The 25,439-nt window shown below is 60.2% G+C and carries 27 protein-coding genes and 1 other RNA gene; 19 read left to right on the top strand and 9 right to left on the bottom strand.

Annotated elements, in window-relative coordinates; translation table 11 throughout:
* Window positions 1-25 precede the first annotated feature (25 nt).
* From ileS to dld, 5 genes are all read left to right on the top strand, one after another.
* Window positions 26-2,995 (top strand): isoleucine--tRNA ligase, encoded by a 2,970-nt coding sequence (gene ileS, locus J8Z04_RS00240; protein ID WP_081562908.1) that lies wholly within the window; start codon window positions 26-28, stop codon window positions 2,993-2,995.
* Window positions 2,992-3,528 (top strand): signal peptidase II, encoded by a 537-nt coding sequence (gene lspA, locus J8Z04_RS00235; RefSeq protein ID WP_081562907.1) that lies wholly within the window; start codon window positions 2,992-2,994, stop codon window positions 3,526-3,528. The genes ileS and lspA overlap by 4 nt, the downstream gene beginning before the upstream one ends.
* Before the next feature lie 55 nt (window positions 3,529-3,583).
* Window positions 3,584-4,141, top strand: coding sequence for a DUF3035 domain-containing protein (locus J8Z04_RS00230; protein WP_373364572.1), 558 nt, complete (start codon window positions 3,584-3,586; stop codon window positions 4,139-4,141).
* A 67-nt stretch (window positions 4,142-4,208) separates the two neighbouring features.
* Window positions 4,209-6,104 carry a DNA mismatch repair endonuclease MutL gene (mutL, locus tag J8Z04_RS00225; RefSeq protein WP_192848728.1) on the top strand — a complete coding sequence of 632 codons (1,896 nt, stop codon included), beginning with the start codon at window positions 4,209-4,211 and terminating at the stop codon, window positions 6,102-6,104.
* 171 nt (window positions 6,105-6,275) lie between these two features.
* Window positions 6,276-7,991, top strand: a complete 1,716-nt coding sequence (gene dld / locus J8Z04_RS00220) for a D-lactate dehydrogenase (protein ID WP_043558934.1) — start codon at window positions 6,276-6,278, stop codon at window positions 7,989-7,991.
* Between the two features lie 58 nt (window positions 7,992-8,049).
* Here the strand turns inward: dld and J8Z04_RS00215 are convergent, their stop codons facing one another.
* Together J8Z04_RS00215 and J8Z04_RS00210 are read right to left on the bottom strand one after the other, a co-directional pair.
* Complete coding sequence (locus J8Z04_RS00215; RefSeq protein ID WP_081562905.1) at window positions 8,050-8,607, bottom strand: DUF1643 domain-containing protein; 558 nt, start codon at window positions 8,605-8,607, stop codon at window positions 8,050-8,052.
* Window positions 8,608-8,632: 25 nt separating this feature from the next.
* On the bottom strand, window positions 8,633-9,838 hold the full coding sequence (locus tag J8Z04_RS00210; protein ID WP_052348959.1) for a transglycosylase SLT domain-containing protein: 1,206 nt from the start codon (window positions 9,836-9,838) through the stop codon (window positions 8,633-8,635).
* A gap of 256 nt (window positions 9,839-10,094) precedes the next feature.
* Between J8Z04_RS00210 and J8Z04_RS00205 the strand changes: the two genes are divergently transcribed.
* Window positions 10,095-10,313, top strand: a complete 219-nt coding sequence (locus J8Z04_RS00205; RefSeq protein ID WP_081562904.1) for a hypothetical protein — start codon at window positions 10,095-10,097, stop codon at window positions 10,311-10,313.
* Window positions 10,314-10,384: 71 nt separating this feature from the next.
* The gene (locus tag J8Z04_RS00200) at window positions 10,385-11,242 is read left to right on the top strand and encodes a glycosyltransferase family protein (RefSeq protein ID WP_043558923.1); all 858 of its coding nucleotides are present in this window, start codon (window positions 10,385-10,387) and stop codon (window positions 11,240-11,242) included.
* Between the two features lie 113 nt (window positions 11,243-11,355).
* Here the strand turns inward: J8Z04_RS00200 and J8Z04_RS00195 are convergent, their stop codons facing one another.
* The 3 genes from J8Z04_RS00195 to ssrA all read right to left on the bottom strand — a co-directional run bounded on the left by J8Z04_RS00195 (window position 11,356) and on the right by ssrA (window position 13,602).
* A complete protein-coding gene (locus tag J8Z04_RS00195) occupies window positions 11,356-12,474 on the bottom strand; it encodes an AbrB family transcriptional regulator (protein ID WP_192848729.1) in 1,119 nt (372 codons plus the stop codon).
* A 15-nt stretch (window positions 12,475-12,489) separates the two neighbouring features.
* Window positions 12,490-13,143, bottom strand: a complete 654-nt coding sequence (locus J8Z04_RS00190) for an SspB family protein (protein WP_192848730.1) — start codon at window positions 13,141-13,143, stop codon at window positions 12,490-12,492.
* A gap of 137 nt (window positions 13,144-13,280) precedes the next feature.
* Window positions 13,281-13,602, bottom strand: a transfer-messenger RNA (tmRNA) gene (gene ssrA, locus J8Z04_RS00185).
* 143 nt (window positions 13,603-13,745) lie between these two features.
* Here ssrA and thyX point away from each other — a divergent pair.
* Together thyX and J8Z04_RS00175 are read left to right on the top strand one after the other, a co-directional pair.
* Window positions 13,746-14,651, top strand: a complete 906-nt coding sequence (gene thyX, locus J8Z04_RS00180) for an FAD-dependent thymidylate synthase (RefSeq protein WP_043558921.1) — start codon at window positions 13,746-13,748, stop codon at window positions 14,649-14,651.
* A gap of 3 nt (window positions 14,652-14,654) precedes the next feature.
* Entirely contained in the window at window positions 14,655-14,957 is a 303-nt protein-coding gene (locus J8Z04_RS00175; protein WP_043558918.1) for a hypothetical protein, read from the top strand.
* Between the two features lie 12 nt (window positions 14,958-14,969).
* Here the strand turns inward: J8Z04_RS00175 and fbaA are convergent, their stop codons facing one another.
* Window positions 14,970-16,088, bottom strand: a complete 1,119-nt coding sequence (gene fbaA / locus J8Z04_RS00170; protein WP_232086420.1) for a class II fructose-bisphosphate aldolase — start codon at window positions 16,086-16,088, stop codon at window positions 14,970-14,972.
* Between the two features lie 182 nt (window positions 16,089-16,270).
* On the opposite strand from fbaA, the gene J8Z04_RS00165 reads away from it, so the two are divergent.
* From J8Z04_RS00165 to J8Z04_RS00125, 9 genes are all read left to right on the top strand, one after another.
* Window positions 16,271-16,834, top strand: a complete 564-nt coding sequence (locus J8Z04_RS00165; RefSeq protein WP_043559316.1) for a NifU family protein — start codon at window positions 16,271-16,273, stop codon at window positions 16,832-16,834.
* A gap of 6 nt (window positions 16,835-16,840) precedes the next feature.
* Entirely contained in the window at window positions 16,841-17,467 is a 627-nt protein-coding gene (locus J8Z04_RS00160; protein ID WP_081562902.1) for a malonic semialdehyde reductase, read from the top strand.
* 20 nt (window positions 17,468-17,487) lie between these two features.
* On the top strand, window positions 17,488-18,153 hold the full coding sequence (gene tsaB / locus J8Z04_RS00155; protein ID WP_232086421.1) for a tRNA (adenosine(37)-N6)-threonylcarbamoyltransferase complex dimerization subunit type 1 TsaB: 666 nt from the start codon (window positions 17,488-17,490) through the stop codon (window positions 18,151-18,153).
* On the top strand, window positions 18,153-18,659 hold the full coding sequence (gene rimI, locus J8Z04_RS00150; protein ID WP_192848731.1) for a ribosomal protein S18-alanine N-acetyltransferase: 507 nt from the start codon (window positions 18,153-18,155) through the stop codon (window positions 18,657-18,659). Before tsaB ends, rimI begins: the two co-directional genes overlap by 1 nt.
* Window positions 18,660-19,123: 464 nt before the next feature.
* Window positions 19,124-19,543, top strand: coding sequence for a MucR family transcriptional regulator (locus J8Z04_RS00145; protein WP_043558914.1), 420 nt, complete (start codon window positions 19,124-19,126; stop codon window positions 19,541-19,543).
* A gap of 120 nt (window positions 19,544-19,663) precedes the next feature.
* On the top strand, window positions 19,664-20,191 hold the full coding sequence (locus J8Z04_RS00140) for a Fur family transcriptional regulator (protein WP_043558908.1): 528 nt from the start codon (window positions 19,664-19,666) through the stop codon (window positions 20,189-20,191).
* A gap of 128 nt (window positions 20,192-20,319) precedes the next feature.
* Complete coding sequence (locus J8Z04_RS00135) at window positions 20,320-21,150, top strand: GNAT family N-acetyltransferase (protein ID WP_192848761.1); 831 nt, start codon at window positions 20,320-20,322, stop codon at window positions 21,148-21,150.
* Between the two features lie 72 nt (window positions 21,151-21,222).
* Window positions 21,223-22,698, top strand: a complete 1,476-nt coding sequence (gene lnt / locus J8Z04_RS00130; protein WP_332067213.1) for an apolipoprotein N-acyltransferase — start codon at window positions 21,223-21,225, stop codon at window positions 22,696-22,698.
* Between the two features lie 91 nt (window positions 22,699-22,789).
* On the top strand, window positions 22,790-23,257 hold the full coding sequence (locus tag J8Z04_RS00125; RefSeq protein ID WP_043558903.1) for a helix-turn-helix domain-containing protein: 468 nt from the start codon (window positions 22,790-22,792) through the stop codon (window positions 23,255-23,257).
* A gap of 22 nt (window positions 23,258-23,279) precedes the next feature.
* Here the strand turns inward: J8Z04_RS00125 and J8Z04_RS00120 are convergent, their stop codons facing one another.
* Window positions 23,280-23,942, bottom strand: a complete 663-nt coding sequence (locus J8Z04_RS00120) for a protein-tyrosine phosphatase family protein (protein WP_043558901.1) — start codon at window positions 23,940-23,942, stop codon at window positions 23,280-23,282.
* A gap of 63 nt (window positions 23,943-24,005) precedes the next feature.
* Between J8Z04_RS00120 and J8Z04_RS00115 the strand changes: the two genes are divergently transcribed.
* Window positions 24,006-24,377, top strand: a complete 372-nt coding sequence (locus tag J8Z04_RS00115; protein WP_192848733.1) for a hypothetical protein — start codon at window positions 24,006-24,008, stop codon at window positions 24,375-24,377.
* 29 nt (window positions 24,378-24,406) lie between these two features.
* Here the strand turns inward: J8Z04_RS00115 and J8Z04_RS00110 are convergent, their stop codons facing one another.
* Window positions 24,407-24,589 carry a Trm112 family protein gene (locus J8Z04_RS00110; protein WP_043558894.1) on the bottom strand — a complete coding sequence of 61 codons (183 nt, stop codon included), beginning with the start codon at window positions 24,587-24,589 and terminating at the stop codon, window positions 24,407-24,409.
* Window positions 24,590-24,681: 92 nt separating this feature from the next.
* On the bottom strand, window positions 24,682-25,359 hold the full coding sequence (locus J8Z04_RS00105) for an LON peptidase substrate-binding domain-containing protein (RefSeq protein WP_043558892.1): 678 nt from the start codon (window positions 25,357-25,359) through the stop codon (window positions 24,682-24,684).
* Window positions 25,360-25,439 lie beyond the last annotated feature (80 nt).

Below are 25,439 nucleotides of genomic sequence, written 5' to 3'. Positions count from 1 at the left end.
TACTGAGAGCTGGCGCACCTATTCCATGTCTGAGCCTGTAGAAAAGACCGATACCGTTTTCCGTGAGCAGCAGGAGCGTTACCGGGGAACGGTCTTCCTGCCCAAGACGTCTTTCCCCATGCGGGGCAACCTGCCAAAGCGGGAGCCGGACATGCTGGCCCATTGGGCGGAGACGGGGCTGGATGGCCAGATAGCGGAGGCCGGGCGTCGGGCGGACAGCATCTTCACGCTGCATGATGGCCCGCCCTATGCCAACGGGCATATCCATATCGGCCATGCCCTCAACAAGGTGATGAAGGACGTCATCAACCGTGCCCAGCGCATGAATGGGGCGCAGGTGCGCTACATGCCGGGATGGGACTGCCACGGCCTGCCGATCGAGTGGAAGGTCGAGGAGGAATATCGCCGGAAGGGCAAGGACAAGGATGCCGTGCCGGTTCTCCAGTTCCGTGCGGAATGTCGGGAATATGCCGCAAAGTGGGTGGAGGCCCAGCGGGAGGACTTCAAGCGTCTGGGCATCCAGGCGGAGTGGGACAACCGCTACGTGACGATGGACTTCGCCTCCGAGGCGCAGATTGCCGAGGAAATCGGCAAGTTCCTTCTCAATGGCCGTCTCTATCGTGGGTTGCGCCCCGTGATGTGGAGTCCGGTCGAGAAGACGGCCCTGGCCGAGGCGGAAGTCGAATATCACGACATCACCTCCACGACCCTGTTCGTGGCTTTCCCCAATGTGAAGGACCCGACGGAAGGGCAGCTGCTCTCCGGTGCCTCGGCCGTGATCTGGACCACGACCCCGTGGACGATTCCCGTCAACCGGGCCCTCGCTGCCGGGCCGGATATCACCTACACGGTCATCCATGTCACCGGCGTGGCCGAGGACAGCCTCGTGCCGGTTGGGGCAAAGCTGATCGTGGCCGTGGACCGTCTGGAAGACTTCCTCTCCGGCGCAGGCGTTACCGGGCATGAGGTCCTTCACACCCTTCCCGGCCGTGCGCTGGAAGGGGCCGTGTTCGCCCATCCGCTGCGGGGGCGTGGGTTTGATTATGACGTGCCGCTGCTGCTTGGTGATTTCGTCACGACGGATGCCGGTACCGGTCTGGTGCACATGGCCCCGGCGCATGGTCATGACGACTTCATGCTCTGCCGTGCCCACGGCGTGGAAGTGACGGAAGAGGTCTGCGACAACGGAACCTATGTGGACTGGATGCCGGAGCTTGGGGGTGTTCATGTCTTCAAGGCCACGCAGCCCGTATGTGATCTGCTGACACAGGTGCGGGATCAGGCCCGGCAGGACGGTGCCCCGGCCCGTGGCCTTATGGCACGGGCGGAGATCGTCCATTCCTATCCCCATTCGTGGCGGTCCAAGAAGCCGGTGATTTTCCGGGCCACGCCGCAGTGGTTCATCGCCATGGAGCCCCGTGAAGGGGATGAGGGTGGCCCAGGCCTGCGTGAGCGTGCCCTGAAGGCCCTTGATGACATCAGCTTCGTACCGGCCAGCTCCCGCCGCCGCCTGACGAGCATGATCGAGCAGCGGCCGGACTGGTGCATCTCCCGCCAGCGGTCCTGGGGCGTGCCGATCGCCGTGTTCGTGGAGAAACGCACCGGTGAGGTGCTGCGGGATGCCGATGTGATGTCTCGCATCGTGCAGAGCTTCCGGGAGCGTGGGGCGGATGCCTGGTATGACACGGACCCTGCCGTCTATCTCGGTGAAGGCCGCAATCCGGAAGACTATGATCAGGTTTTCGACATTGTTGACGTCTGGTTCGAGAGCGGATGCAGCCACCGTTTCGTCCTGCATCAGGAGGGCGTGAACTACCCGGCTGACCTGTATCTGGAAGGTTCCGACCAGCATCGCGGCTGGTTCCAGTCCTCCCTGCTGGAAAGTGTGGGGGCCGAAGGCGTGGCGTCCTACAGGACGGTCGTGACGAACGGGTTCGTGCTGGACGGGCAGGGGCGCAAGATGTCCAAGTCCCTCGGCAACACCATCGTGCCTGATGACGTGACGAAGACGCTGGGTGCGGACGTGCTGCGCCTGTGGGTCCTGAACTCTGATACCAATGAGGACCTCCGCATCAGTCAGGAGATTCTCAAGCAGCAGGGCGAGCTGTACCGCCGTGTGCGGAACACGCTGCGCTGGCTGCTGGGGGCACTGGATGGCTTCACGCAGGCCGAGGCCCTGCCGCTGGGCTGGGATGACGTGTCCGCCCCGGTGGACGTGATGCTGGACAGGCTGGTCCCGGACGAGGCGGCCCGTGCCCTCCGCCACAAGGCAACGGTGAAGGCCCGCAAGGCCCTGCCGCTGCTGGAGCAGTACATTCTGCACCGTCTGTACGAGCTGTACCAGCGTGTGCAGGAGGCGGTGAAGACCCATCAGTGGAACGGCGTCTATCCGCTGCTGCACAATTTCTGCAACAATGAGCTGTCGGCCTTCTATTTCGACATCCGCAAGGACGTCCTCTATTGCGATCCAACGGACTCCCATGCACGCCGGGCGGCCCGCACCGTGCTGGACGTGCTGCACCGTGCCCTGACGACGTGGCTGGCCCCGGCTCTGGTCTTCACGGCGGAAGAGTCGTGGCAGGCCCGTTTCGGGCAGGAAGGCAGCGTGCATCTGGAGCGCTTCTTCGTGCCGGAAGAAGGCTGGCATGATCCTGAACTGGCCGGACGGTGGGAGACGCTGCGTCAGGTCCGCCGCCGTGTCACCACGGCTCTGGAAGTCGCCCGTCGGGAAGGGTTGATCGGCTCCTCGCTGGAGGCCCAGGTCCATCTGCCCCTGACGGCCGATGAGCAGGTCGTGTCCGAAGGGATCGACTGGGCGGAGCTTTGCTTGGCGTCCGAGGTCCATGTGCAGCCGGGTCAGGCCGAGGATGAGGTGAGGGTCAGCCGTGCGGACGGGCAGAAATGTGCCCGTTGCTGGCGTGTCCTGCCTGATGTCGGGCAGAATGAGGACCACAGCCATCTCTGCCTGCGCTGTTTTGGTGCGGTGAGTGCATGAGGTCGGCCCGGGCTGAAGGTACAGGGAGCGGCGCATCCCCGGCCCCTGTACCGGGGTCGCCACGGTGGCGGCTGGTCGGGTTGGTAACGGCTCTTGCTGTCCTGTTCGTGGACCAGGCGAGCAAGGCATGGATTCTCTACGGGCTGAACCTGCCGGCACGGGGGACCATGGATGTCATGCCCTGCCTCAGCTTCACGATGGTATGGAATCACGCCGTGACGTTCGGCATGTTCGGCGGGCACGGACGCTGGCTGTTCATTGCCATCTCCCTGCTGGCAGTGTTGGGGCTTCTGGTCGTTCTTCTGCGGTCACGCCGTCGGCTGGTCAGTCTTGCCTGCGGCGGGATCATCGGGGGCGCCATTGGCAATGTGATAGACCGTCTTCATTACGGGGCTGTAGTGGATTTCCTGCATTTTCATGTCGGGGGATGGTCCTGGTATGTTTTCAACATTGCGGATTCCGGCATTGTCTGTGGTGTTGGCCTGTGGCTGCTGGACTCCTTTCTGGCGGAGCGGCGGAGCCGGAATGGCTGAAGTGACAACCGGCTTGCCCATTGCAGGCAGGCCCTATAGGATTGGGCATCTTTTTGTGAGTGCAGTGCGGGAACCTGTCATGCGGCTTTTTGCTCCTTCAGTTATACGTCACGGAGTCCGGTTGGGTGCTCTGGCCACGTTCGGGCTGGCGTTGGCTGGGTGCTCCGGCAGTGATGTGGCGCGTGGCTTCGGCCTTCAGCGCAGCCTGCCGGATGAATACGCCGTGACGACCCGTGCGCCACTCTCCATGCCACCCTCGGAGAAACTGGCCCTTCCGGGGGCAGCCAGTGCCAACCGCCCGGATGAAAGTCCCCGTATGCAGGCGCTGGAGACGCTGGCCCCGGATGTCGCTCTTCACCCCAATGAGGGGACGGAGAGCGTCGGGCAGGAGGCCCTTGTCCAGCGGGCCACATCGGCGGCCCGTGGTCCGAACAATGCCGAACTTGGCGATGCTGATGCTGGATTTGTGGACAGTCTTCTTTTCTGGCGGGGTGGCCGGGCTGGCAATGTCGTGGATGGCGAAGCGGAAAATCGCCGCATCCAGAAGAATGCGGCCCTGGGGCAGAGCTTTGCTGAAGGCGCCACGCCGACCCTGCGGAAGGGTGGCAAATAAGAGCTTCCAGGCTCTCCTTTTGCGGTTGGTGTTCCGTCCTGTTCTGCCTCCTGTCTGAGGAGAAGTCATGATGAGGCCTGTCATCCGCCGTCTTTCCAGCCATGTTGTGGATCTTATTGCCGCTGGTGAGGTGGTGGAGCGCCCGGCGGCGGCGCTCAAGGAACTGGTGGAAAATGCGCTGGATGCCGGGGCGACCCGTCTTGAGGTCACCCTGCGGGGGGGCGGCTGTGAGCTGATTGATGTCCGGGATAATGGCCGGGGGATGGAAGCCGAGGAGCTGCCCCTGGCGGTGGAGCGGCACTGTACCTCCAAATTGCCGGATGATGACCTGACGGCCATAAAAACACTGGGGTTTCGGGGGGAGGCGCTGCCATCCATCGGGGCCAGTGCCCGCCTTTTCCTGACATCACGGACAGAAACGGCTGAAACGGCCTGGGAGCTTTCCGTGCAGGGGGGTGTTGTCAGCGGGCCGGTGCCTTCTGCTGGTTCTGTGGGGACCCGTGTTGTGGTGCGGGACCTGTTCTTTGCGACACCGGCCCGCCGCAAATTTCTCAAGACAGCCAGAGTGGAGGGCAATCACGCTGAAGCCGTCATGCGGCGTGTGGCGTTGAGTGCGCCGGATTGTGCCATCAGTTTCGTCATGGATGGGCGGGAGATCTTCAATCTGCCGCCGCAGGATGTCCGTGCCCGTGTGGCTAGCATTCTTGATGTGCCCGAAGATGGCCTTCTGACGGTTGATGAGCAGCGTGGCCCCATGCGGCTGGGCGGGTATATCTGTGGTCCGGGTGAAACCAGGCGGACAGGCAGCGGCCAGTTCATGCTGGTCAATAATCGCCCTGTGATGGACCCCATCCTGCGGACTGCCATACGGGTGGCCTATCGGCCCGTGATCGAGAAAGGGCGTTTCCCTGTTCTCCTGCTGCATCTGCGCCTTCCGCTTGATCGTGTGGATGTGAATGTCCATCCTGCCAAGACAGAGCTGCGGTTTGCGGATGAGGCCGAGGTGAGAGCTTTTGTCATTGGGGCTGTGGGGCGTGCGTTGGCCCGTAGCGCCGGGGACGGTGGAGGCATACAGGCCGATCTTGGCATCATTGGCCGCCGGGCAGCTTCCATTGGGCAGAACGTGCCGGGTACGTCCTATTCATATGATCATACGGGCGCCCGGGCTGTTCCTCCGGCCGATCTTGGTCTGGGGACGTCCGTTCGCCGTTTTGCTTCGTCTGCCGTGATGAAGGAGCGGCAGTTTGCTCCCGGCCTTGCAGAGCCGCAGCAGGGTTATGTGACGTCGGGCCGGGTTGCGCAGGTGGAAGATGGCGGAGGGGAGGAGGTGCCTCATCCGTCTGTTGGCGGCAGACAGCCGGAGCAGCCACTTGGTGTGCCGATCGGGCAGATTCATGCCACCTATATTCTCTCGATTGCCCCGGATGGTGACCTGATCCTGACAGACCAGCATGCTGCCCATGAGCGTCTGACCCATGAGCGCCTGCGTGCCCGTTTTGCTGAAGGGGCCGTGCAGGCGCAGGCCCTTCTGATGCCGGAGGTGGTTGATCTGCCGCATGGGGCGGCCGAGGCGCTGTCACGATGTGCGGAGGAGCTGGCCCGTTTTGGTCTGGAGATAGAATCTTTTGGCAGTGGGAGCGTTCTGGTCCGCAGTCTGCCCGCCCCATTGAGCGGTAGTGACGTGGCGGGCCTTCTGCGGGATGTGGCGGATGAACTCGTGCAGATGCCTGACCTGCCAGCCCGGCAGACAGACAGTCTGGATGGGCGGTTTGAAGCCATCATGGCCCGGATGGCCTGTCATGGCAGCATCCGTGCCGGCCGTATTCTCAAGCAGGAGGAAATGGATGCTCTGTTGCGGGGCATGGAGCAGCATCCCCGGGCCAATACCTGCCCTCATGGCCGTCCGACATGGTTGAAGCTGGACAAGGACGGGCTGGAGAAACTTTTCGGGCGGACCAGGTAATACTGGTGCCGAAAGGCATTTCACATTTCTTTGACAGGAAAACAGGGCGGCCCAAAGGGCCTTTCTATGGTTTTCATCGCATTGAAAGAGGTAATGTCACATCTTGTTTCATGGATGTGCCCTTTCCTTCCCGGAGTTGATCTTGAAGGAAAGGGGCGGAAAGAGGATGGAATGGTCGATCTTGTTGGCGAGTTGAAATCTGTTGTTGGCACCAGATATGTCCTGACCTCGGAAAGTGCGACCTACGGGTACCGCAAGGGGTTCCGGTTTGGTGATGGCCGGGTGGAAGCCGTCGTTATTCCCGGCTCTCTGGTTGAGCTGTGGCGTGTCTCGAAGCTGGCGGTGGAATCAGGGCGCATCATTCTCATGCAGGCCGCCAATACAGGGCTGACGGGCGGCTCCACACCGGATGGTAACGATTATGACAGGCCGATCATTCTCATCAGCACACGCAGGCTGAAAGGTATCCAGCTTCTGGGAGAAGGCCGACAGGTTGTCTGCCTGCCGGGGGCGGATCTTTACGAGCTGGAAGAAAAACTGGCTCCGCTGGGGCGGGAACCCCATTCGGTCATCGGGTCTTCCTGCATCGGGGCTTCTGTCCTCGGGGGGGTGAGTAACAACTCGGGCGGGGCCCTGGTGCAGCGTGGTCCGGCTTATACGGAAATGGCCCTCTATGGACAGGTGGATGCCGAGGGCAGGCTGAATCTGGTCAATCATCTGGGCATCCGCTTCCCGGATGAAGCTGTGGCAGAATCCGTGCTGGATGCGCTGGAACATGGTCGTTACAGCCCGGATGATGTGGACTGGTCGGGCACGAGAAAGGCCCATGATGATGATTACGTCAACCGTATCCGCCAGGTCGATGAGGCATCCCCGGGGCGTTACAATGCGGACCCGGGCCGTCTGTTCGAGGCATCCGGTAATGCGGGAAAGCTGATCGTCTTTGCCGTGCGGCTGGATACCTTCCCGGCAGCGAAGGATACGGCCGTCTTCTATCTTGGCACCAACCGGACCGATACGTTGGAAAAGGTCCGGCGGCATCTTCTGACGGCGTTTGAGGAGCTGCCCGTTGCGGGTGAATACATGCATCGGGATGCTTTTGCCATTGCGGATGAATACGGGCGGGATACCGTGGCGCTGATCCGTTTTCTGGGAACGAAACATCTGCCGCTCATGTTCCGTCTGAAGGCTCGTGTGGATGCCTTCGCCCGGCGTTTCTCATGGGTACCGGACGGGCTGAGCGACCTGCTCATGCAGTCTGGCAGCCGGTTCCTGCCTTCGCAGGTGCCAGCCCGCATGAGGGCCTATCACGAGACATATGACCATCACCTCATGCTGCGTGTATCTGGCACGCTGGCCCGGCAGGTCCGCCCATGGCTGGAGAGCTTCTTTACCGAAGGGCAGGAGGTGGAGGGTGCCTTCTTTGAGTGTACGGCGCAGGAGGGGACGCTGGCTTTTCTGCACCGGTTTGCGGCGGCGGGGGCAGCAAACCGGTATGTGGCTGTTCATGGCAGGAAGACGGGCGGCATGATGGCACTGGATGTCGCTCTGCGCCGCAATGACTGGGAGTGGCAGGAGCGTCTTCCGCCGGAGGTGGACGACCAGCTGCTGCTGAAGCTCTATTACGGGCACTTCCTCTGCCATGTCATGCATCAGGATTATGTTGTCAGGCCTGGTGTGGACCCCATGGAAGTTGAGACGACCATGATGTGGCCAATACTGGACAAACGGGGAGCCCGTTATCCGGCCGAGCATAATGTGGGGCACCTCTATCATGCTCCGCAGAGCATGGCCGCCCATTACCGCTCGCTCGATCCTTGCAACTGTTTGAATCCCGGCATTGGCCGTCAGACAAAGAAGAAAAATTGGGTCGCAGAAAGCGTCTGAAGCCAGATGGGCGCGCCTCCCCTTGCGGGAAAGCCCTGTCTGCGTGGTGGGAGGTGGATCAGAAATCGTCTGCCGTCAGGGGGACGGGTGTAAGGTCCGCCGGGAGATAGAGCGGGTGTTCGGGGCGATGGCCTTTGCGGCTCAGCCGCAGGGCCGTGACCCTGTGACCAGCCCGGAGCAGCAGCCGTGCCACCTCAGGTCCCCGGTAGCGCAGCTCCTTGGCCTGCGGGGTGCCGTAGGCCAGCACGATGAGTTCAGCCTGTCCAGCCATGTCCAGCAGGTAGTGGTCGGTCTCCGGGCCGACGGGGTCGGCGACCTCGAGAAGGCGTTTCTGGTCCGTGCAGCGATAGGCGAAGCTGTTGCCCACGAACATGCCGCCATAACCCCATTGCCGACTGTAACGCTGGCATTTGGCCACGGAACGGTCATCTCCATATTCCGTGGCGACAGAGGGATTCATCATGATCCACATGATGAGGGGCCCTGTCTCATTCCAGATACGCCTGAGCGTATAGCGGTAACAGTCACCCGGCCCGGCATAGAGGGCCGTGCTGGTGACATCATCAGCGAGCCGGAGTGGCCTGGCCGTGCCGACATGGTGCGGTGTGTGCGGCATGTCCCGTGTGTTCCTCCGATGATGGTCAGGGAGCGTTGGGGGGAATTGTCAGGCAGTCTATGGTCCCCCGCAGATGCCTGCACGCCCCGGTAGCCTGGCTGTGCGTCAGGTTGATGAGCCGGGCCCGGTAGAGTGTACCTCTGGCCGTACGAACGGGCATGACATGGACGGAGGCCCCGCCGGCAATGGGGGTAATGCGGGGGCGTAGCTGTGTGGCAACCATGAGGGCCTGTTTTTCACCAGCATAGCTCCCCAGCTGGATGGCCCAGTCATGGGTTGATTCGGCCAGCATGTCTGTCGCTCCCCTCCGTCTGGCTGGGGCATCAGCCAGGGGAATGGACTGGATGCGCAGCGTATTTCTCTGTGGTTCTGGCGGAAAGGAGCGTGGTGGAGGCGAATGGGGCCGGGCGATGGGAGCTGCTGGCTGCGGCTGAGGGGAGGAAAAACCGCGGGCGGCCCATGCGGCCCGGATATCCTGTGTTTCGGCTGTTTGGACAGCCTGTCCGGCCGTGGTGGTTTCGTCATAGCTCCCACCACCATCCAGAGGTGTGGCCGTATCCATGCGGGCGGGCCCCTGCGCCGTCCTGTCATGGCGGGCCACGATGAGGTCATTGCGGGAGCGCTGATGCGGCCAGATGCCCATGATCTTGGGGGCAATGGCCGCCACATAATTGCGTGTCTCCCGTGGGAGGGCCCTGTTCTGGCGGAGGTAGTGGTCCAGACTGCCCGGGCCATAATTATAGGCAGCCAGAAAGCCGGGAGAGCCGTATATTTCATACATCTGGCGGATATAGGCTGTTCCGGCGAGAATGTTGTCGTGCGGGTCGTAGGGGTCAGGTCCCAGATTGTACTGGGTCCGCAGGTCGTCATAGGCGGGTGGCATGATCTGCATCAGCCCCATGGCGCCGGGCGTGGAGGTGATGAAGTTGCCATAACGGTCATACAGATGCCCCCCTGACTCCTGATGCATGACGGCCCTGATCCATTCAGCAGGCACATCGAAACGGTTTGATGCTTCATTGATGTAAGGCCCCCAGGGGTCTTCAGGCGGGCCGGGCGGTGTGTAGTGCGAGCGGGCATGGGCCTGATAGTCTGCCTGTTCCTCCAGCACGGGCATGGTCGGGCTGTTGCCGCTGGGACGTGTGGCGCAGGCTGCCAGAAGGGCAGGGAGGAGCAGGGCAAGGCAGAGGCGGACCATACGCAGGGTAGAGGACGGGGCAGTGCGTATCATGGGGGCTTCCTGAACAGGGACATGCGTGAGCTTCCTCTCCCTATCATGGAAATGATGGAGGGCAGAGAGGAGCCTGGTTTTTATAAGTAAAGATCACGTTATAAAAGAGGTTTAATGGAAGGTAGGGGATTGAAAAAAGGAAGGAAACGGGACTACTGTAGAGGGGATTATATTGGCTGGCAGCGGGAGCTGCTCCGTTCTGTACCTGCCCGAGGCGGGGGAATGGTTTTATTGGTAGGAATTGAAGGACGAGATCATGTCTTACGCTGCGCTGGATGCAGGCCGTGTTGCCCGTGCTGCCGAGCTGGCCCTGCAGACGCTGGCCGGGGAGAAGGAGACCTCTGAGGCGCATCAGCGCAAAACGATCCTGATCGAGCGTATACATGCTCTTGCCAGAGCCGCCGCAGATACGGCAGGACAGGGGACGGTGACGCTGACGTCCGAAGAGTTCTGGCTGATTTCCCGGAACTGGTGACGTGTCAGTGGGGCATGGCGAATGAATGATCATATGATTCTGAGAGACTGGGTGTCAGGGAGCGTTGAGGGATGAAGTGGTTTTTTGCGATTACAGAGAAGACACTGTCCAACGACCCTGATCATGGTTTTATCGATTGTATCCGGGCTGCCGTACAGTCGGCCCGTGAGAATACGACGCTGATCCCGCACATGGTGTTTGATGGAAACGAATGTGACTTCACGCGGGAGATGCGGGCTGCCGGGGTGAATGTCATTTTTCACCGTCTGCATTTCTATGACCGCCTGCTGGAGGCCCAGCGTCGCCTCAAACCGGAATGGCCCAATTACATTTTTACGGCGGCTGGTGCCTTCATGCGGCTGGAGCTGCCCCTGCTGGAGCAGGATGACCAGTACGTCCTGTACACCGACTGTGACGTGATGTTCCTGAAGGACCCGCAGGTCGAGTTCTGCACGCCGGAAATCTTTGCGGCTTGCGGGCAGTTCGGCAAGCAGGATTACTACGTGGACATGAACTCGGGGGTCATGGTGATGAACCTTGAGCGTATGCGTCGTGACCTGCCAGCGATGGTGGATTTCCTGTGCGATAATCTGGACCATGTGGCTGGGTATGATCAGGAGCTGCTGCGCATTTTCTACAATGCACAGTGGAGCCCACTTTCCGCCCGCTTCAACTGGAAGCCTTACTGGGGGGTGGATGACAACGCTACCATCGTCCATTTTCATGCGGCCAAGCCACCTGCTGCGCGGCATCTGCTGAATGATCCGGCCTATCGTGAGCATGATCATGTCTTCCATGCCTGGCGTCACTGGTTCTTCCAGAATCCGGCTGGGTACGGCTATTACGTTCCGAAGTGGGAAGAGTATCTCGAAAAGGCCCGCCGGTCTTACCAGGCGGACGCAGTCAGTGAGTTTGATGCCCTGAGATAGACTGGGGGTTCAACCCATTCAGGCAGTGCTGGAATATGGAAAAGCCCTCCTTCGTGGAGGGTTTTTCTTTGCCGTCATGCCAGCAGGCGGCGTGGCCGTGCCCTCTTCCGGGGTTACTTGCTTGTGGGAGGGGAGCGGGGCAGCTGCTCCATCTGCTCAGGCATGGCGGCCGTGCGGCTGGTATGGCGTTCCAGCCATCGCCCAAGGGGACGGGCAATGGCTGGCCCGAGCGTGATGATGGCGAGCATCCGGGCTGTCTGCATGGCAATGATGAAGGGCAGGGCAATCGGGACGTTGGCGCTGATGACGATGATGGTGTCCAGCCCGCCCGGGCTTGTGGCCAGGTAGGCACTGAGGAGGTCAATCCGGGCGAAATGGGCTACCGGCAGGGCCAGCAGGGCGCAGCTGGCAATGAGTGTCATGGAGGAGAGGGCGACCGCTGGGATGGAGCGGAGTGCATAACGCAGGACGGGTGCGGTGAAACGCAGCCCGATGGACCAGCCGATGGTCAGATAGGCCGGGATGCGGATCCAGAAAGGGGCGCTGATCTGGAACAGGCCACTCAGCTGGGCTGTGGCACCTGTCAGAATGGTCAGCAGAAGTGTTGCCGCTGGTGAACGCAGCCTGAGGCCGATGACCGTACTGATGGTGACAAGCAGCAGTGTAGGTAGCAGGTTGCCTCGCATTGGTGCGGGCGTGGGAGTGGCGTGGCCCGTGCGTATGACGATCCATGAAATCAGGGACGTGGCAACGGCAACCATGATGACCCTGAAATAGAGCATGAAGGCTGTCAGCCTTGTATCAGCTCCGAAAGACCCGCAGAGCATGACCATGGTGGAGGCTGCGCCCGGTGATGTGCCCCAGAGGGCCGTCGTCCCCGGCATGACCCCGAACCAGGCCAGACAGGCCCCCGTGGAAAAACTGACAAGGATGACGGAGAGGACACTGAAAAGAACCAGTACCCAGTGGGACATGATGTGGTGGAGGACAGAGCCTGTCAGGCTGTTGACGACCACACAGGCCAGTATGGCCTGTGCCATGGTAAAGAAAACGGGTTTGATGGTGACGCCACGGTTCCTGATCGACAGGATGATGCCGGCCGCCATGGGGCCCAGCATCATGCCCGCTGTCAGATGCAGCAGCATGAAGAGGCCGGAAATCACGGCAGAAAAAAATACCAGCTCTGCCCATCGTGACCCATGGGAGCGCCAGGAGAGGGAGGACAGGGTCACACGCCCGGTCCCTGCTCAGCGGTCCCTGTCATCAGGGGTTCCAGAGGGATCATTGCTTGAGGGTTTCTTGCGGAAGGCTGCCAGACTGACAACCTTCGCCCCCTCATTTTCCTGGTCATGGGAGTCACCGTCATGGCCTGCACTGGTTCCGGCATGTGCCTTCGGTTCGTCTGCCGAGGGGTGGAAGGTGTGGACCTCGGCCAGACCGCCCTTGTCCCCTCCGTGGAGGTCAGGGTCTGTCGGAGTGTCGGCATCTGCCATGTGCTGCTGGGGCGTGAAATGCATGACGAGATGGATGTGAGGGTCCGCAAAGGCCGTGACCGCTCCCAGAGGGATGTGCAGGGTGCTGGGGATGCCGCCAAAGGACAGCCCGACAGAGAAGGTCCGGGTGTCATGGTCCACCGTCAGGTTCTGGAACTGGTGTTGCAGGACGATGGTCATTTCTTCCGGGTAGCGATCCTTGAGGCGGGAGGGGATGTCCACTCCCGGCATGTCGGTACGGAATGTCATGTAGAAATGATGGTCACCAGGGAGGCCATGTTCGCTGACATGGTCCAGCGCCTTGATCATGACGATACGCTGGGCATCCTCCATCCAGCGGTCATAAGGGAGGAGGCTGGCTGGCATGGAGGGGCCGAGCCCGTCGGAGCCGTTGGTATCATCACTCATGGAACAGCACCATCACCTGTTGCATCTGGGAAGTTACCTCAGGTGTGCGACAGGCGACATGAAATCGCAAGGGGCCGGGTTGCATATTTTCCGGCCCGACCTTTTATCGTGGGATGGTGTTTCAGAAAAGAAACAGGTGGGGGGGCTTCTGTTGCCCGGTGCACCCCCCGGACCGCGCTTATCGCTTATGCAGCAACAGCGAGCACCTCAGAGTTATCGTTGGCACTTGTAAAGTCAGCCCGATGACGGCGGAACAATACCGGGCAAAAAGTAGATCTTTACCATGCGTGTCGAGCCTGTTTCGTCCCCATAGCGCCAGCCCGGAAGGCTGATGGTGGAGACGCCGGGCACTGCCCCCGGGTCCACAACACTTATTCCATCTACCGTTTATCGCCATAGCCAAGGCCGAAGCCTCCAGCAGGAACAAATATAGGCAGTTATGTCCGGTATGGCAAGGTGAAACGGGCCTTCCCTTCTGCCATCTGGGCGGTTACATCTGTCACCGTTATGGTTACATTCAGTAGCTGGGGGAAGTGGATGGCCGTGCTGATCCACCTCCGTGGATAATAGCCCGGCACAGCCAGATGAGCGGGAGAGAAGTCATGGCCCTGACAGACGAGCAGCGTTCCGAAATAGAGGCCGTGCGTGCCGCCCCCAACCAGACGGTGCGGCCGACCGTTCCGGCCATGGAGGCACTTCTTTTTGAGCCTTTCCCGCTGCTGGATCATGGTTTCATCCGTGTCGTGGACTATATGGGGGATGATTCGGCTGTCGTGCAGGCGGCCCGTGTGTCCTACGGCAAAGGAACACGGAAGACGTCGGAAGATGCCGGGCTCATCCGCTATCTGATGCGGCATCGTCACTCCACACCGTTTGAAATGTGCGAGATCAAGTTTCACGTGAAACTGCCACTTTTTGTCGCCCGGCAGTGGATTCGTCACCGCATGGCCAGCGTGAATGAATATTCTGCCCGGTATTCCGTACTGGACAGGGAGTTCTATCTGCCCGATGCCACGCAGATTGCTGCGCAGAGCAAGGTCAACAATCAGGGGCGGGGCGAGACCCTCAGCGCAGAGACAGCGGCAGAGGTGCTGTCCATTCTCCAGCGGGATGCCCTGCAATGTTATGGCGACTATGAGCAGCTGCTCGACCCGGAGGGGCTGGGTGTGGCCCGGGAACTGGCCCGCATCAATCTGACACTCAACACCTACACGCAGTGGTACTGGAAGATTGACCTCCATAATCTGATGCATTTTCTGGCGCTGCGGTCCGACCCACATGCCCAGTATGAAATCCGTGTCTATGCCCAGAAGATGATCGAGATTCTCAAGGCGTGGGTACCGCATACGGCACAGGCTTTTGAGGATTATCGCCTCGGAGCTTACAGCTTCTCTGCCGGGATGCTGAAGGTGCTGCGCCGCCGCCTTGCCGGGGAGAGTGTCACGCAGGAAACATCCGGCCTGACGAAGCGGGAATGGACAGAGATGCAGGCTGTTCTGGAGGGCTGAGACGTGTCCGGCTCTGACCTTTTCCCTGAAGAGGAAGACCGGCCTGCTGGTCCTGTCCCGGATTCAGCGGCTTTGCTGGAGGAAGGGCGCCGGTTCCAGCGGGAGACGGGTATCCCGCCTCTTCTGGGTCACAGGCCACGTTTTCTGCCATGGGTGCTGCTGGCAGCCCTGCTCATGCTTGTCTCTCTGGGTATTGAGATTTTCTGGCCCCTGCCGGGGCGGCATGGCCCCCTGCCTGTTTGTGGGCAAGGGGCGGTGGAGACGGTTTCCTGTCAGAAACCGGCTGCGGTTCCATCTGCCCGCTGATGGAGCGGACGGTCAGGGCTGGCGGGCAGTGCTGCGCCCCTGAGCCCCGAGTACACGGAAACTGTCTGTCAGCCGTTGGATGAAACTGTCCTCTCCGGCCTTCATCCAGGTACGGATGTCGTACTGTTTTTTCAGTGGCCGCCCCGTTACGGGTGAGACCTGATGGGCGAAGGCTTCTTCATGTTCCTGCATGTAACGGGCCACACCTTGTGCGTAGGCGAACTGGGTGTCTGTATCGATGTTGAATTTGAAGACCCCGAAGCTGACAGCCTGTTTTATGGCGTCTTCATCCGATCCAGACCCGCCATGGAAGACCAGAGGAACAGGATTGGGGCCCGTCTGGAGCCGCTCGGCCACGAGAGCCTGGGACCTGCGGAGTATGTCCGGGCGGAGGCGGACATTGCCGGGGGCGTAGACCCCGTGAACATTCCCGAATGAGGCAGCGATGGAAAGCATCCCCAGAGGGGACAGGGTCTTCCATGCGGTCAGAACATCTTCCGGACTTGTATAGAGGGAGGGATGGTCAGCCGGTCCGGTGCCATGCAGCTCGTTGCCAATGCCGTCTTCTTCTCCCCCCGTGATTCCCAGTTCGATCTCAAGGCCGATTCCCAGAGGGGACAGTTTTTTCATCAGGGTCGCTGCCGTGGCGATGTTGTCGGCGACCGGTTCTGTCGAGAGGTCGAGCATGTGGGAGGAGAACAGGGGTTGGCCTGTCTGTTCGTGGTGGCGGCGGCTTTCTTCCACGAGCCCGTCAATCCAGCCCAGCAGGGGACGGTTGGCGTGGTCCGTATGGAGGATGACGGCTACCCCGTAATGGCGGGCCAGAAGATGGACATGCCGTGCCAGAGCCACGGCCCCCAGAATCCGGGCCTGCTGCTCATCCGGCAGGGACTGGCCAGCGTAGAAGCGGGCCCCTCCGGCGGAAATCTGGATGATGATGTCAGCCCTGTTGGCCCGTGCTGCGGCAAGAGCTGCATTGGCAGTGGATGAACTGCTGACATTGACAGCCGGAAGGGCATAGCTCCCCATCTGGCAGGCCCGGAGCAGGGTACGGTATGCACCGCCAGTGGCCACACCCGGCGGAATGGCCGACATGCTGTTGGCAGGGAGTGCGGTGGAGGGGGGTGTCATGGATCCTCTTGGGTGGAGCTGGAGAAGGGGGAACGTGGCAGAGGTAGCCTGTTCTGCCAGTCTGATATACATACTGTCTGCAAATAGGACTATAAAGGTCCAAAAGTGGTAGAGTTGCGTTAGAGGGTGCTCATTCCATCGGGTATCTGATAAGAGAGGCGTTCATGACACAGAATGATCTTATGATGATTGAAACTGAAGATACTCCCAACCCGGCGACACTGAAATTTTTGCCGGGTCGTGACGTGACGGGCGACCGGTCCCCTGTCGATTTTGCAGAGGCCGGGGTCGTGGCGGGGCGTTCTGCTCTGGCAGATGTTCTTTTTGGCATGGCCGAGGTGAAGCGTGTCTTCCTGGGAAGTGATTTTGTTTCTGTCACGAAGGATGATGGAGCCGACTGGGATGCACTGCGTCCGCAGGTGCTGGTGGCCCTGACAGATTTCTTCAAAAGCGGGAAGCCAGCCCTTGCAGAAGACATCGCTGCCCCGGAGGCTGACATCTTTCCCGAGGACAGCGAGATCGTGGCCCGGGTGAAGGAGCTTCTGGATACACGGGTCCGTCCGGCCGTGGCCAGCGATGGGGGGGACATAGTCTTCCGTGGTTATCGGGAAGGTGTCGTCTATCTGAGCATGCAGGGCGCCTGCTCTGGCTGTCCGTCTTCCAAGGCTACATTGCGGCACGGTGTGGAGAACATGCTCCGTCACTACATCCCGGAGGTGACGGCGGTTGAACCTGTAGAGGAGTAAAAGCTGATGACATCATCACCAGCCCCGGAGGGGCAGCCGGCAGAAGGAGAGGTCTCCAGCCCTGTTCTGGCCGAGGAGCTTTTTACACGCTGCCGCACGGCAGACTGTTTTTCTGACCGGCCAGTGGGTGATGATGTCCTGCATCGTCTTTACGATCTGCTCAGGATGGGGCCAACATCGGGCAACTGCTCACCGGCCCGCTTCGCTTTCCTGAAGACGGAAGAGGCCCGGCAGAAAATCCGGCCTGCCCTGTCTCTGGGCAATGCGGAGATGGCCATGACGGCGCCGGTGCTGGTTGTTGTCGGGTATGATCCCCTGTTTTTCGAGAAATTCGAGACTCTCAACCCCATGCCCGGCCTGCGGGACTGGTATGCGGCTGATGTCGGGCTGAGTGACGAGACGGCGTTTCGTAACGGTACCCTTCAGGGGGCCTATCTTATCATGGCAGCCCGTGCGCTGGGGCTGGCTGTGCGGCCCATGTCCGGCTTTGATGCCGTGATGGTGGAGGAGGAATGTTTCCGCAAGCAGGGCTGGCGGGCCAATTTCCTCGTGGCACTGGGTTATCCCGGGGGGGAAGCATCTTCTCCCCGGGCGCCCCGCCTGCCTTATGAGGAAGTCTGCCTGTGGCTGTGATGCCGGGGCGGTGTCTCGTCATGAACGGGGCGGGAGCCGGACGGGGGCAGAGCAATCTGATCGCCCTGCTGGAACATGGCCAGGTGGTGGATGAACAGGTGCTGTCCGGGCGTGGTGCTTCGGAACGTTTTGCTCCGGCCGTGCAGGCCATGTTGGCCCGGGCCGGTTGGAAAGAACCACCGGAGATGGTGGTGGCTGTGGTTGGCCCGGGCTCTTTTACGGGGTTGAGAGCGTCTCTTTCCCTTGCTGCCGGGTTGGTCCGGGGATGGTCCTGTCGGGGCGTAGGTGTTCGGCTGGGTGATGCACTGCGGGCGACCATGAAGCATGATGAGGCCACTATCCTGTGCCTTGCCCGTCGGGGGCGGGTTTTTGTGGATGCGCCGGGGCGGGAGGCCTGTGCCCTGCCGGTAGGCGAGATTCAGCCGGGGAGCTGGCCGGTCGTGGCAGGTGATGCCGTCCATGGGGATGATGCCTTGCCGGAGCTGAGTGGCCAGACAGGCTGTGGTGTTCTGGGGAATAACGTGGTCCGCCTGCCTCATGCCGCTCCGACGGCGGAAGGCATTTTCAGGGCTGCCTGCCAGAGTCTGGATGATGGGACGGTCGAGGCCTACCCGCTTGAACCCCTGTATGTGGACCCCCCGGAGGCAAAACCCCCGGCAGGTGGTCTGAGACCGGCACCGCAGTGATGTCTGGCACGGGCTGTCCGGACAGGGCGGATCATGATGGCCAGAGGGAGGTCCGGTCGGACGTGCAGGGGCCTGAGCTGGTGGCTGTGGGGCCAGAGGCAGCCCGTGTCGTGTCGGCCCTGCATCATGCGGCCTTTTCGGGACGTGACCCTTGGGATGAGGCAGCCTGCGGGCAGATTCTGGCCCTGCCGGGTGTGGAGGCCTGGCTGGTTTGCGTGAGTGATGTTCCTGTGGGTTTCATCATCAGTCGTCATGTGCTGGATGAAGGTGAGGTCCTGTCTCTGGGGGTGCATCCACAATGGCAGCGGCAGGGTCTGGCGCATCGGTTGCTCTCCCATCTCATCAATCGGGCCCGACAGGAGGCAGCCACCCTGTTTCTGGAAGTGCGGTTCAGTAATGAAGCCGCTTTTGCCTTGTATGGGCGGTGCGGCTTTCAGCAGGTAGCGGTGCGGCGTCGTTATTACGACGATGGTGAGGATGCCCGTCTTTTGAGGTGGTCGCTCTGACAGGTCATACCCTGTCTTCTTTTGCATGGCACGACGTATGGGCCGTGTAATGCTGGAATAGCTGTTGAACAAGGGTCGGTCAGGCTGTGTGGTATGCCTGTAATGGTAGGTCGTCATGTACATGATCTTGCAGCTGTTATGTTCTTGTAACGTCTTTCCTTGTCTGCTCCATGTAACAGCCTTCTATAAGACTTGTCATGTCATTCATGATGAATATTCCTTATAAAACAGCGTGATCTTTGTAGGGCGCCTGTATTTCCCTGTGAGAAATGGTGCTATTTGGGCGCAGGCGGAAGGGAGAAGTTCTCTTATGTAATGTCGTGATTTTGTAAGAAGTTCTGTCTATGTTGTGGATTTTCTTATCTTATCAACAAGTGTTTACTATTACAGAAACGGTTTTTCTTGTTGTCTTTTTCTACAATCCGTTATAGGTCGAACTAAATTTCTTGGGAGATAGGTTTTTTATGTCGTCGTCTGAGACAGAAACACAGGCCCTGCGTCAGCTGACAGCACAGATCGTCACGGCGTATGTGAGCAGTCATGATGTTGCTGCCGAAACTCTGCCGGACCTTGTCCGTTCGGTGCACGGTGCCCTTGCAGGGGCCGGTGTTGCCGTGGAGGCAGAGCCCGAAAAACCGGTACCGGCCGTACCGCCCCGCAAGTCGGTCTTCCCCGATTATATCATTTGCCTGGAAGACGGTAAAAAGCTGAAGCTGCTGCGTCGTCACCTCAAGACAGCCTACAACATGACACCGCAGGAATATCGTGAGCGTTGGGGGCTGCCGCCGGAATATCCGATGGTTGCTCCCAACTATGCCAATCATCGTTCTTCCCTTGCACGGCGCATCGGCCTTGGCCGCCGCCGTGAAGGGAGCGAGGGGTAATCAGGATGGTCTGTCCTGTTTCTCAGGACAGACCCGGTTGAGTCTGCATGATGGAGGAGGTGCGTTTCGTATTATGATGTGGATTGGACAAACCGTATCATAATCGGATAGATCATCAGTATGGTGATGAGCACAAAAAAAATGGGGCGCGAGGGTGCTGCGTCCGGGGATACTGTGGGTGATTCGCCCATTGCACGTCTCTGCGTCAAGCATGGTCTGAAGATGACTGGACAGCGGCGGGTGATTGCTCGTGTCCTTTCGGAGGCGGAGGATCATCCGGATGTGGAGGAGCTGTACCGCCGTGCTTCGGAACTGGACAGCCGCATTTCCGTTGCTACCGTTTATCGGACAGTCCGCCTGCTGGAAGAAAAAGGAATTCTGGAACGCCGGGATTTTGGCGGGGGCCGTGCCCGCTACGAAGCCAGTGAAAATGGGCATCATTATCATTTGATTGATATTGATAGTGGTAACGTCATCGAATTCGAGAATGATGAACTGGTCGGCCTGCTGGCGAAGATTGCTGCGGAACTGGGGTTTGATCTCATGTCTCACCGGGCGGAGCTTTTCGGACGGCGTACGGCACCCGAAAAGAAGAAAGATGCCGCTCCCGAGGATGGGAACAGGTCCAGTCCAACAGGCCGGGCATAAGGAGTGACTGATTTCGTATGACCGGGAAGAGGCCGTCAGATACCATTGGGGATGCATGCATCCCTTCCTGTAATGCAGAGCAGCCGGAGGCGGGGGGATTCATCAGCAGCGAGAAAACGCAGCGGCAGATGGATACCCTGGCGACTCTTGCCCTGAACCGTGAAGGCGGTTTTCAGGAACTGCGTGGCGGCAGCTTGGGTGTCAGGCTTGCCACGACGGAAGAAGAGATCCGTGCGGCACAGGCCCTGCGTTATCGTGTGTTCTTTGACGAGATGGGGGCTCATCCCAGTGAGGAGGCCCTGCGGACCCGTCTGGATTCTGACCGCTTCGACGAGATTGCAGATCACCTTCTTGTGGTGGACCATGCCCGTGGTGGTGGTGCAGACAGCGTGGTGGGGACGTATCGTCTGCTGCGTTCCGATTCGCTGGGGGAAGGTGACCGTTTCTATACGGCGGATGAGTATGATATTTCCTGTCTGACAGATTTCCCCGGTCGCCTTCTGGAGGTCGGGCGGTCCTGTGTGGCACGGGATTACCGTGGTCGTGCGGCCATGCAGCTGCTCTGGCGGGGCATAGCCTCCTATATCTTCCTGCACAGGATTGACGTGCTGTTTGGCTGTGCCAGCCTGCATGGGACATCACCGGATATGATGAGTGATGAGCTGACATGGCTGTATCACAACCATCTGGCGCCGCCCGCCCTGCGGGTTCGGGCCCTGCCAGAGCGCTATGTCAGCATGTGCCGGACAGACCCTGCCACGCTGGACCGCCGCACCTGCCTCAGCAAGCTGCCGCCCCTCATCAAGGGGTATCTGCGTCTTGGTGGGTATGTTGGTGATGGTGCCGTGGTGGATGAACAGTTCAATACCACGGATGTGGCCGTGCTCGTCAAGAGTGAGCTGCTGGCTGACAAATATTACCGTCATTATGAGCGTCGTCTGAAGGACGCACTGGATTAACAAGGGATTTTCATGGTGGTGAAGGCATTGTGCTCCCTTCCACAGCAGGGAGGGTGGCGCGGCGCCGTCTTCATGTTGGTTCTGGGGGCGGTGGCAGCGTTGGCTCTGCCACCGCTCTGTTTTTCTCCGATTCTGCCTTTGGCATTGGGGCTGTTCTACAAGGCTGTCTGTGCCGCACCGGGGCGCCGTCAGGCTGCCCTGTGGGGATTCCTTTTCGGGATGGGGTATCATACGGCGGGTCTTTACTGGCTGACCAATGCAATTCTGACCCGGGTGCATGAGTTCTGGTGGGTGGTGCCTTTTGCAGCGCCTGGTGTCGCGTTGCTCATTGCACCTCTCGTGATGGTTCCGGCCCTGTTCTGTCGCTCCGTACCGCCGGGCTGGCCACGTGTGGCGATGTTCGCCGGGAGCTGGACGTTGGCCGACATGGCCCGGGTTTTCTATTTTTCCGGTTTCCCTTGGAATCCTCTGGGCAGTGCGCTGGAAGTCCCAGGATGGCTGGGGGATTGGCTCATTCAGCCAGCGTCCCTGATCGGTGTGGATGGGCTGACGCTTCTGCTGGTGCTGGCTTCACTGGCCGTATGGCAGGGACGGCGGGGGCTGCTGGCCGTGGTCGCCTGTGCAGGTCTCTGGTGTGGCTGGGGGGCATGGCGTGCTGGGCATGAGGCCGTTCTGCCGGGGCATGTCAATCCGGCTGTCGTGGTTGTGCAGGGCAACGTGACAGAAGATGAGGTGCTGGGGCGGGATGATGCGGTTTCACAGTTCCGGTCTTATCTGGAGCTGACAGCGCAGGGCGTGAGAGATGCGCAGCGCCTGGTGCCGGGACGCCTGGCTGTTGTCGTCTGGCCGGAATCTGCTTTCCCCGGTCTTCTGGAGGAGGAAGGCTGGGCAAGGCAGGCTATTGCCGCCGCTGCCTCCGGGGCACCGGTATTGCTCGGGTCGGACAGGCGTGCCGCCGGTGTGGATCGCTGGTACAATAGCCTGATGGCTCTGGCCCCGGATGGACACATAGAGGCCATTTATGACAAAAGCCGTCTGGTTCCGTTTGGAGAGTATGACCCCTGGATACTGCCCTTCCACCTGCTGCCGGCCGAGGTGGTGCCGGGCCCGGGGTTGATAACCTGGAACCTGCCACAGGTTGGTCGTGTCGGTCCCATGGTCTGTTATGAGATCGTGTTTTCTGGTGGTGTTGTGGCACCGGGGCAGCGGCCAGACTGGCTGCTGACGATCTCCAACGATGCCTGGTATGGCAACAGTGCCGGGCCGAGGCAGCATCTGGCAACAGGGCGGCTGCGTGCCGTGGAAGAAGGGTTGCCGGTTGTTTTTGTCAATAACCGTGGTGTGTCTGCCATTTATGATGCCCGTGGCAGGGAAGTTGGGCGAACGGAATGGGGCAGGGAACAGGTGCTTGTACGCCCTCTTCCGGGACCGGAAGCAAAAACATTTTTTGCTTTGCTGGGGCGCTGGATACCGGCGCTGATGTCTCTGCTGTTTGTGGGGGCCGCTCTCGTCGGGCGGTGGTTTTATGAAAAGGGCAGATCGGTGTAGCCTGAAAAAATTGAAAATATAATTTATTGTTAACCACTATCGATGAAGAGTAGAAACCTTTTGACCTGATTTTTATTGAGGTTCGTGATTGATGACAGAACTAGCGTCGTTTGTCGATGCACATGTTGGCAAACGTATCCGGCTTCTTCGGGGGCTGCGGAAATTTTCACAGGAAAAACTGGCCAAGGCACTTGGTATCACTTTTCAGCAGGTTCAGAAATATGAGCGTGGGGCAAACCGCGTCGGGGCGGGTCGTCTGTATGAGCTGGCCCAGGTTCTTGAAGTGCCGGTAGGTTTCTTTTTTGACGAGCTGGATGGTTTCGCCAGTCCCGCAGCAGGACCGGGGAATCTTCAGGAAGAACAGGCTCCCTTCCAGAAGGATGATGGGGGCGGGGAGAAAATGGCTGAGGCCCCCCAGGAGAAAAATGGGAGCGGTATAGAGCTGCTCATGTTGCCGGAAACAATGGAACTGGCACAGGCCTATTACAGTATCCGGGAGGAGAAGATCCGTCAGCAGCTCATGAATTTCATCCGGGATGTGGCCAGACGGTCCAGATGAGGGGGGGTGGAAGCGGAGAGGGCTACTCTCGCCGCAGGATGGCATCGTTGAGAAAGGCGCTGAAGCGCCCGGCCCTGTAGGCGTTCCGTAGCGCTTCTTCGTCATATTCCTGTTTCACCCAGTCGATGAAAGGCAGACGACCTTCTGCCGTTTTCTGGTAGAGCTGGAAAAAGGCATCCAGAATTCCCGTGCGGGACCGACGGAAATGCAGGAAGCGCCAGTGCAGATGCTTCAGGGCATTTTCGGCCGTTCCACCTTCAAAGAGGATCACCAGTCCGCTGGCAAGCCCGGCCCTGTCCGCTCCGGACTTGCAATGTAGCAGCAGGGGGAACCGGGCTTTTTCATAGAGCTCATGGAAGCGGAGAATACGGTCCTTATGGGGGGCATTGCGGCTCTCGAAGGCCATGTCGAGATAGGGGAGGTCCAGTCTCTGGCAGGCCTCCCGCCCCAGGGCATCGGCACCACATTGCCGGTGTCCCCGCAGGTTGATGACCATGACAAGCCCCAATGTCCTGCGCCAGCGGTGCAGTCGGCCCGGTGTGGGATGGTTGCTGCGCCAGACACGTCCCGGCACGACAGGGGCCAGATTTGTCCAGACCAGCCGGAAGATGGCATGGTCCACAAACAGGGCGTCATGCCAGGCGCGCAGCCGCCGTGCAGGGGTGGAAAGGGTACCTTTGAACATGCCTGTTCTTTTCACGCCTGTGGGTCTTCGTCAATTGGGCAGAAGTGCTATAGGGTGAAGGTCATGAGGCTGCCTTTTCCCCCTGTCCTGTCTGTCCGTCCGGTATGCCGGGTCCTGTGGCCCTGTCTGCTGGGCTGTACCCTGATGGCAGGCTGTGCGACGGAAGAAGATGCCCCTGTCCGGCACCTGCCCAAAGCGGACATGACGGAGGCCTATCCCAGAAAACCGTTCCGGGAGCTTCATCATCCCATGCCGCCTTATTCAGGCGGGATGGTGCCCATGGTGCAGGCCATACAGCCCACGCCAGATGAAATTTCCGGTCGGACTGTTCATACGGCTGAAGGTGGCAGCGCTGGTGGTGATGATCTGCCGCATTTCCCTGCACAGACCCATACCGAGGCGTCTTACGGGGCTCCTGCACCTAGGCAGAAATAGATTGGCGATCCGTCAGGGACGGGTAGGAATCAGTCCTCCAGTTTCGTGGCCTGTTCCGGCAGCATGACGGGGATGCCATCCCGTACGGGAAAGGCCAGTCCGGCCCGGGGACTGATGATGCTGTTGCTGGCCGGGTCGTAATGCACGGGGCCTTTCGTGACGGGGCAGACGAGGCGGGCCAGCAGTTCTGGGGATGGAGATGTGTGGGTCATGATGATTTTTCAGTCCATGCGGTTGGGGGCGAAGGGTACCTGAAAGCACCCTGAGACAGGGAACCAGCCTTACATGATGGCATGCTCATCGCCTAGCGGGACAGTTCGTCCAGAAGGTGGCTGGCCCGTTCCGTCGTGTCCGGGCATTCCAGCAGTTTCTGTTTCACCCCGGCGGAGAAGGGGAGCAGCATGGGCAGCATCGTCAGCAGGGTGTTGTCGTCCAGTTTCTTCAGATTTTCCCAGTTGATGGCCATGGCATGGCGCTCGCCATAGTTTTTCAGGACGATGGAAAGATCTTCACGGTCGAGATTCAGGGAAGGGTTCTCCAGCAGGTCGTGGGAGAAAGGCATGGCATTGATGCGCCCTTCCCGCCAGCCCCTGTCAGTCAGCCTGTCCTGTAGCAGGCGGAAGCGGCAGACCCCTGTAAGGGTGATGAAGAACTGCCCGCTTTCCTGCTCCATGAAGGAGGTTACCCGCCCTATGGTGCCGACATGCTCCAGTGGAGGGGCCATGTCGCCGTAACGGGCCGTTTCGGAGGGCTGGATGATGCCGATGAGCCGATGCTGGGCGAGGCAGTCTTCCAGAAGGGTCAGGTAGCGGGGTTCAAAGATGGTCAGGGGAAGCTGCCCCTGCGGCAGAAGAATCGTACTGCCCAGGGGCAGCAGGCCGATTCGGGGGGGCAGGTCCGCCAGTGTCATGTCTGTCAGGACGGGGATCCGGCGTCTGGAGCCGCAGGGTGTGTCATGGGCAGGGTGGTGGGCATCAGGCATGGGGCGTCTCCTCCAGCGGGGCAGGCAGGGACTGCATCATGGATGGACCATTTCCCTGCATATGGTCGTGTCTGTGCCGG

The sequence above is a fragment of the Bombella apis genome (assembly GCF_018221685.1).
GTDB lineage: Bacteria > Pseudomonadota > Alphaproteobacteria > Acetobacterales > Acetobacteraceae > Bombella > Bombella apis.
Note: the sequence above shows the minus strand (reverse complement) of the source record. Positions and strands in the feature narration are given on the sequence as shown.

Coding starts and splice junctions, on each gene's coding strand:
- J8Z04_RS00215 (WP_081562905.1), bottom strand. CDS start 8,607: ATGCCGCACACACCGCACCATGTCGGCACGGCCAGGCCACTCCGGCTC.
- J8Z04_RS00105 (WP_043558892.1), bottom strand. CDS start 25,359: ATGCCTGATGCCCACCACCCTGCCCATGACACACCCTGCGGCTCCAGA.
- thyX (WP_043558921.1), top strand. CDS start 13,746: ATGGCCCTGACAGACGAGCAGCGTTCCGAAATAGAGGCCGTGCGTGCC.
- J8Z04_RS00115 (WP_192848733.1), top strand. CDS start 24,006: ATGAGGCTGCCTTTTCCCCCTGTCCTGTCTGTCCGTCCGGTATGCCGG.
- J8Z04_RS00135 (WP_192848761.1), top strand. CDS start 20,320: ATGGATACCCTGGCGACTCTTGCCCTGAACCGTGAAGGCGGTTTTCAG.
- J8Z04_RS00110 (WP_043558894.1), bottom strand. CDS start 24,589: ATGACCCACACATCTCCATCCCCAGAACTGCTGGCCCGCCTCGTCTGC.
- J8Z04_RS00125 (WP_043558903.1), top strand. CDS start 22,790: ATGACAGAACTAGCGTCGTTTGTCGATGCACATGTTGGCAAACGTATC.
- J8Z04_RS00200 (WP_043558923.1), top strand. CDS start 10,385: ATGAAGTGGTTTTTTGCGATTACAGAGAAGACACTGTCCAACGACCCT.
- J8Z04_RS00165 (WP_043559316.1), top strand. CDS start 16,271: ATGATGATTGAAACTGAAGATACTCCCAACCCGGCGACACTGAAATTT.
- tsaB (WP_232086421.1), top strand. CDS start 17,488: ATGAACGGGGCGGGAGCCGGACGGGGGCAGAGCAATCTGATCGCCCTG.
- lspA (WP_081562907.1), top strand. CDS start 2,992: ATGAGGTCGGCCCGGGCTGAAGGTACAGGGAGCGGCGCATCCCCGGCC.
- J8Z04_RS00210 (WP_052348959.1), bottom strand. CDS start 9,838: ATGATACGCACTGCCCCGTCCTCTACCCTGCGTATGGTCCGCCTCTGC.
- fbaA (WP_232086420.1), bottom strand. CDS start 16,088: ATGACACCCCCCTCCACCGCACTCCCTGCCAACAGCATGTCGGCCATT.
- J8Z04_RS00120 (WP_043558901.1), bottom strand. CDS start 23,942: ATGTTCAAAGGTACCCTTTCCACCCCTGCACGGCGGCTGCGCGCCTGG.
- J8Z04_RS00190 (WP_192848730.1), bottom strand. CDS start 13,143: ATGAGTGATGATACCAACGGCTCCGACGGGCTCGGCCCCTCCATGCCA.
- J8Z04_RS00145 (WP_043558914.1), top strand. CDS start 19,124: ATGTCGTCGTCTGAGACAGAAACACAGGCCCTGCGTCAGCTGACAGCA.
- lnt (WP_332067213.1), top strand. CDS start 21,223: ATGTTGGTTCTGGGGGCGGTGGCAGCGTTGGCTCTGCCACCGCTCTGT.
- J8Z04_RS00140 (WP_043558908.1), top strand. CDS start 19,664: ATGGTGATGAGCACAAAAAAAATGGGGCGCGAGGGTGCTGCGTCCGGG.
- ileS (WP_081562908.1), top strand. CDS start 26: ATGTCTGAGCCTGTAGAAAAGACCGATACCGTTTTCCGTGAGCAGCAG.
- rimI (WP_192848731.1), top strand. CDS start 18,153: ATGTCTGGCACGGGCTGTCCGGACAGGGCGGATCATGATGGCCAGAGG.
- J8Z04_RS00160 (WP_081562902.1), top strand. CDS start 16,841: ATGACATCATCACCAGCCCCGGAGGGGCAGCCGGCAGAAGGAGAGGTC.
- J8Z04_RS00205 (WP_081562904.1), top strand. CDS start 10,095: ATGTCTTACGCTGCGCTGGATGCAGGCCGTGTTGCCCGTGCTGCCGAG.
- dld (WP_043558934.1), top strand. CDS start 6,276: ATGGTCGATCTTGTTGGCGAGTTGAAATCTGTTGTTGGCACCAGATAT.
- mutL (WP_192848728.1), top strand. CDS start 4,209: ATGATGAGGCCTGTCATCCGCCGTCTTTCCAGCCATGTTGTGGATCTT.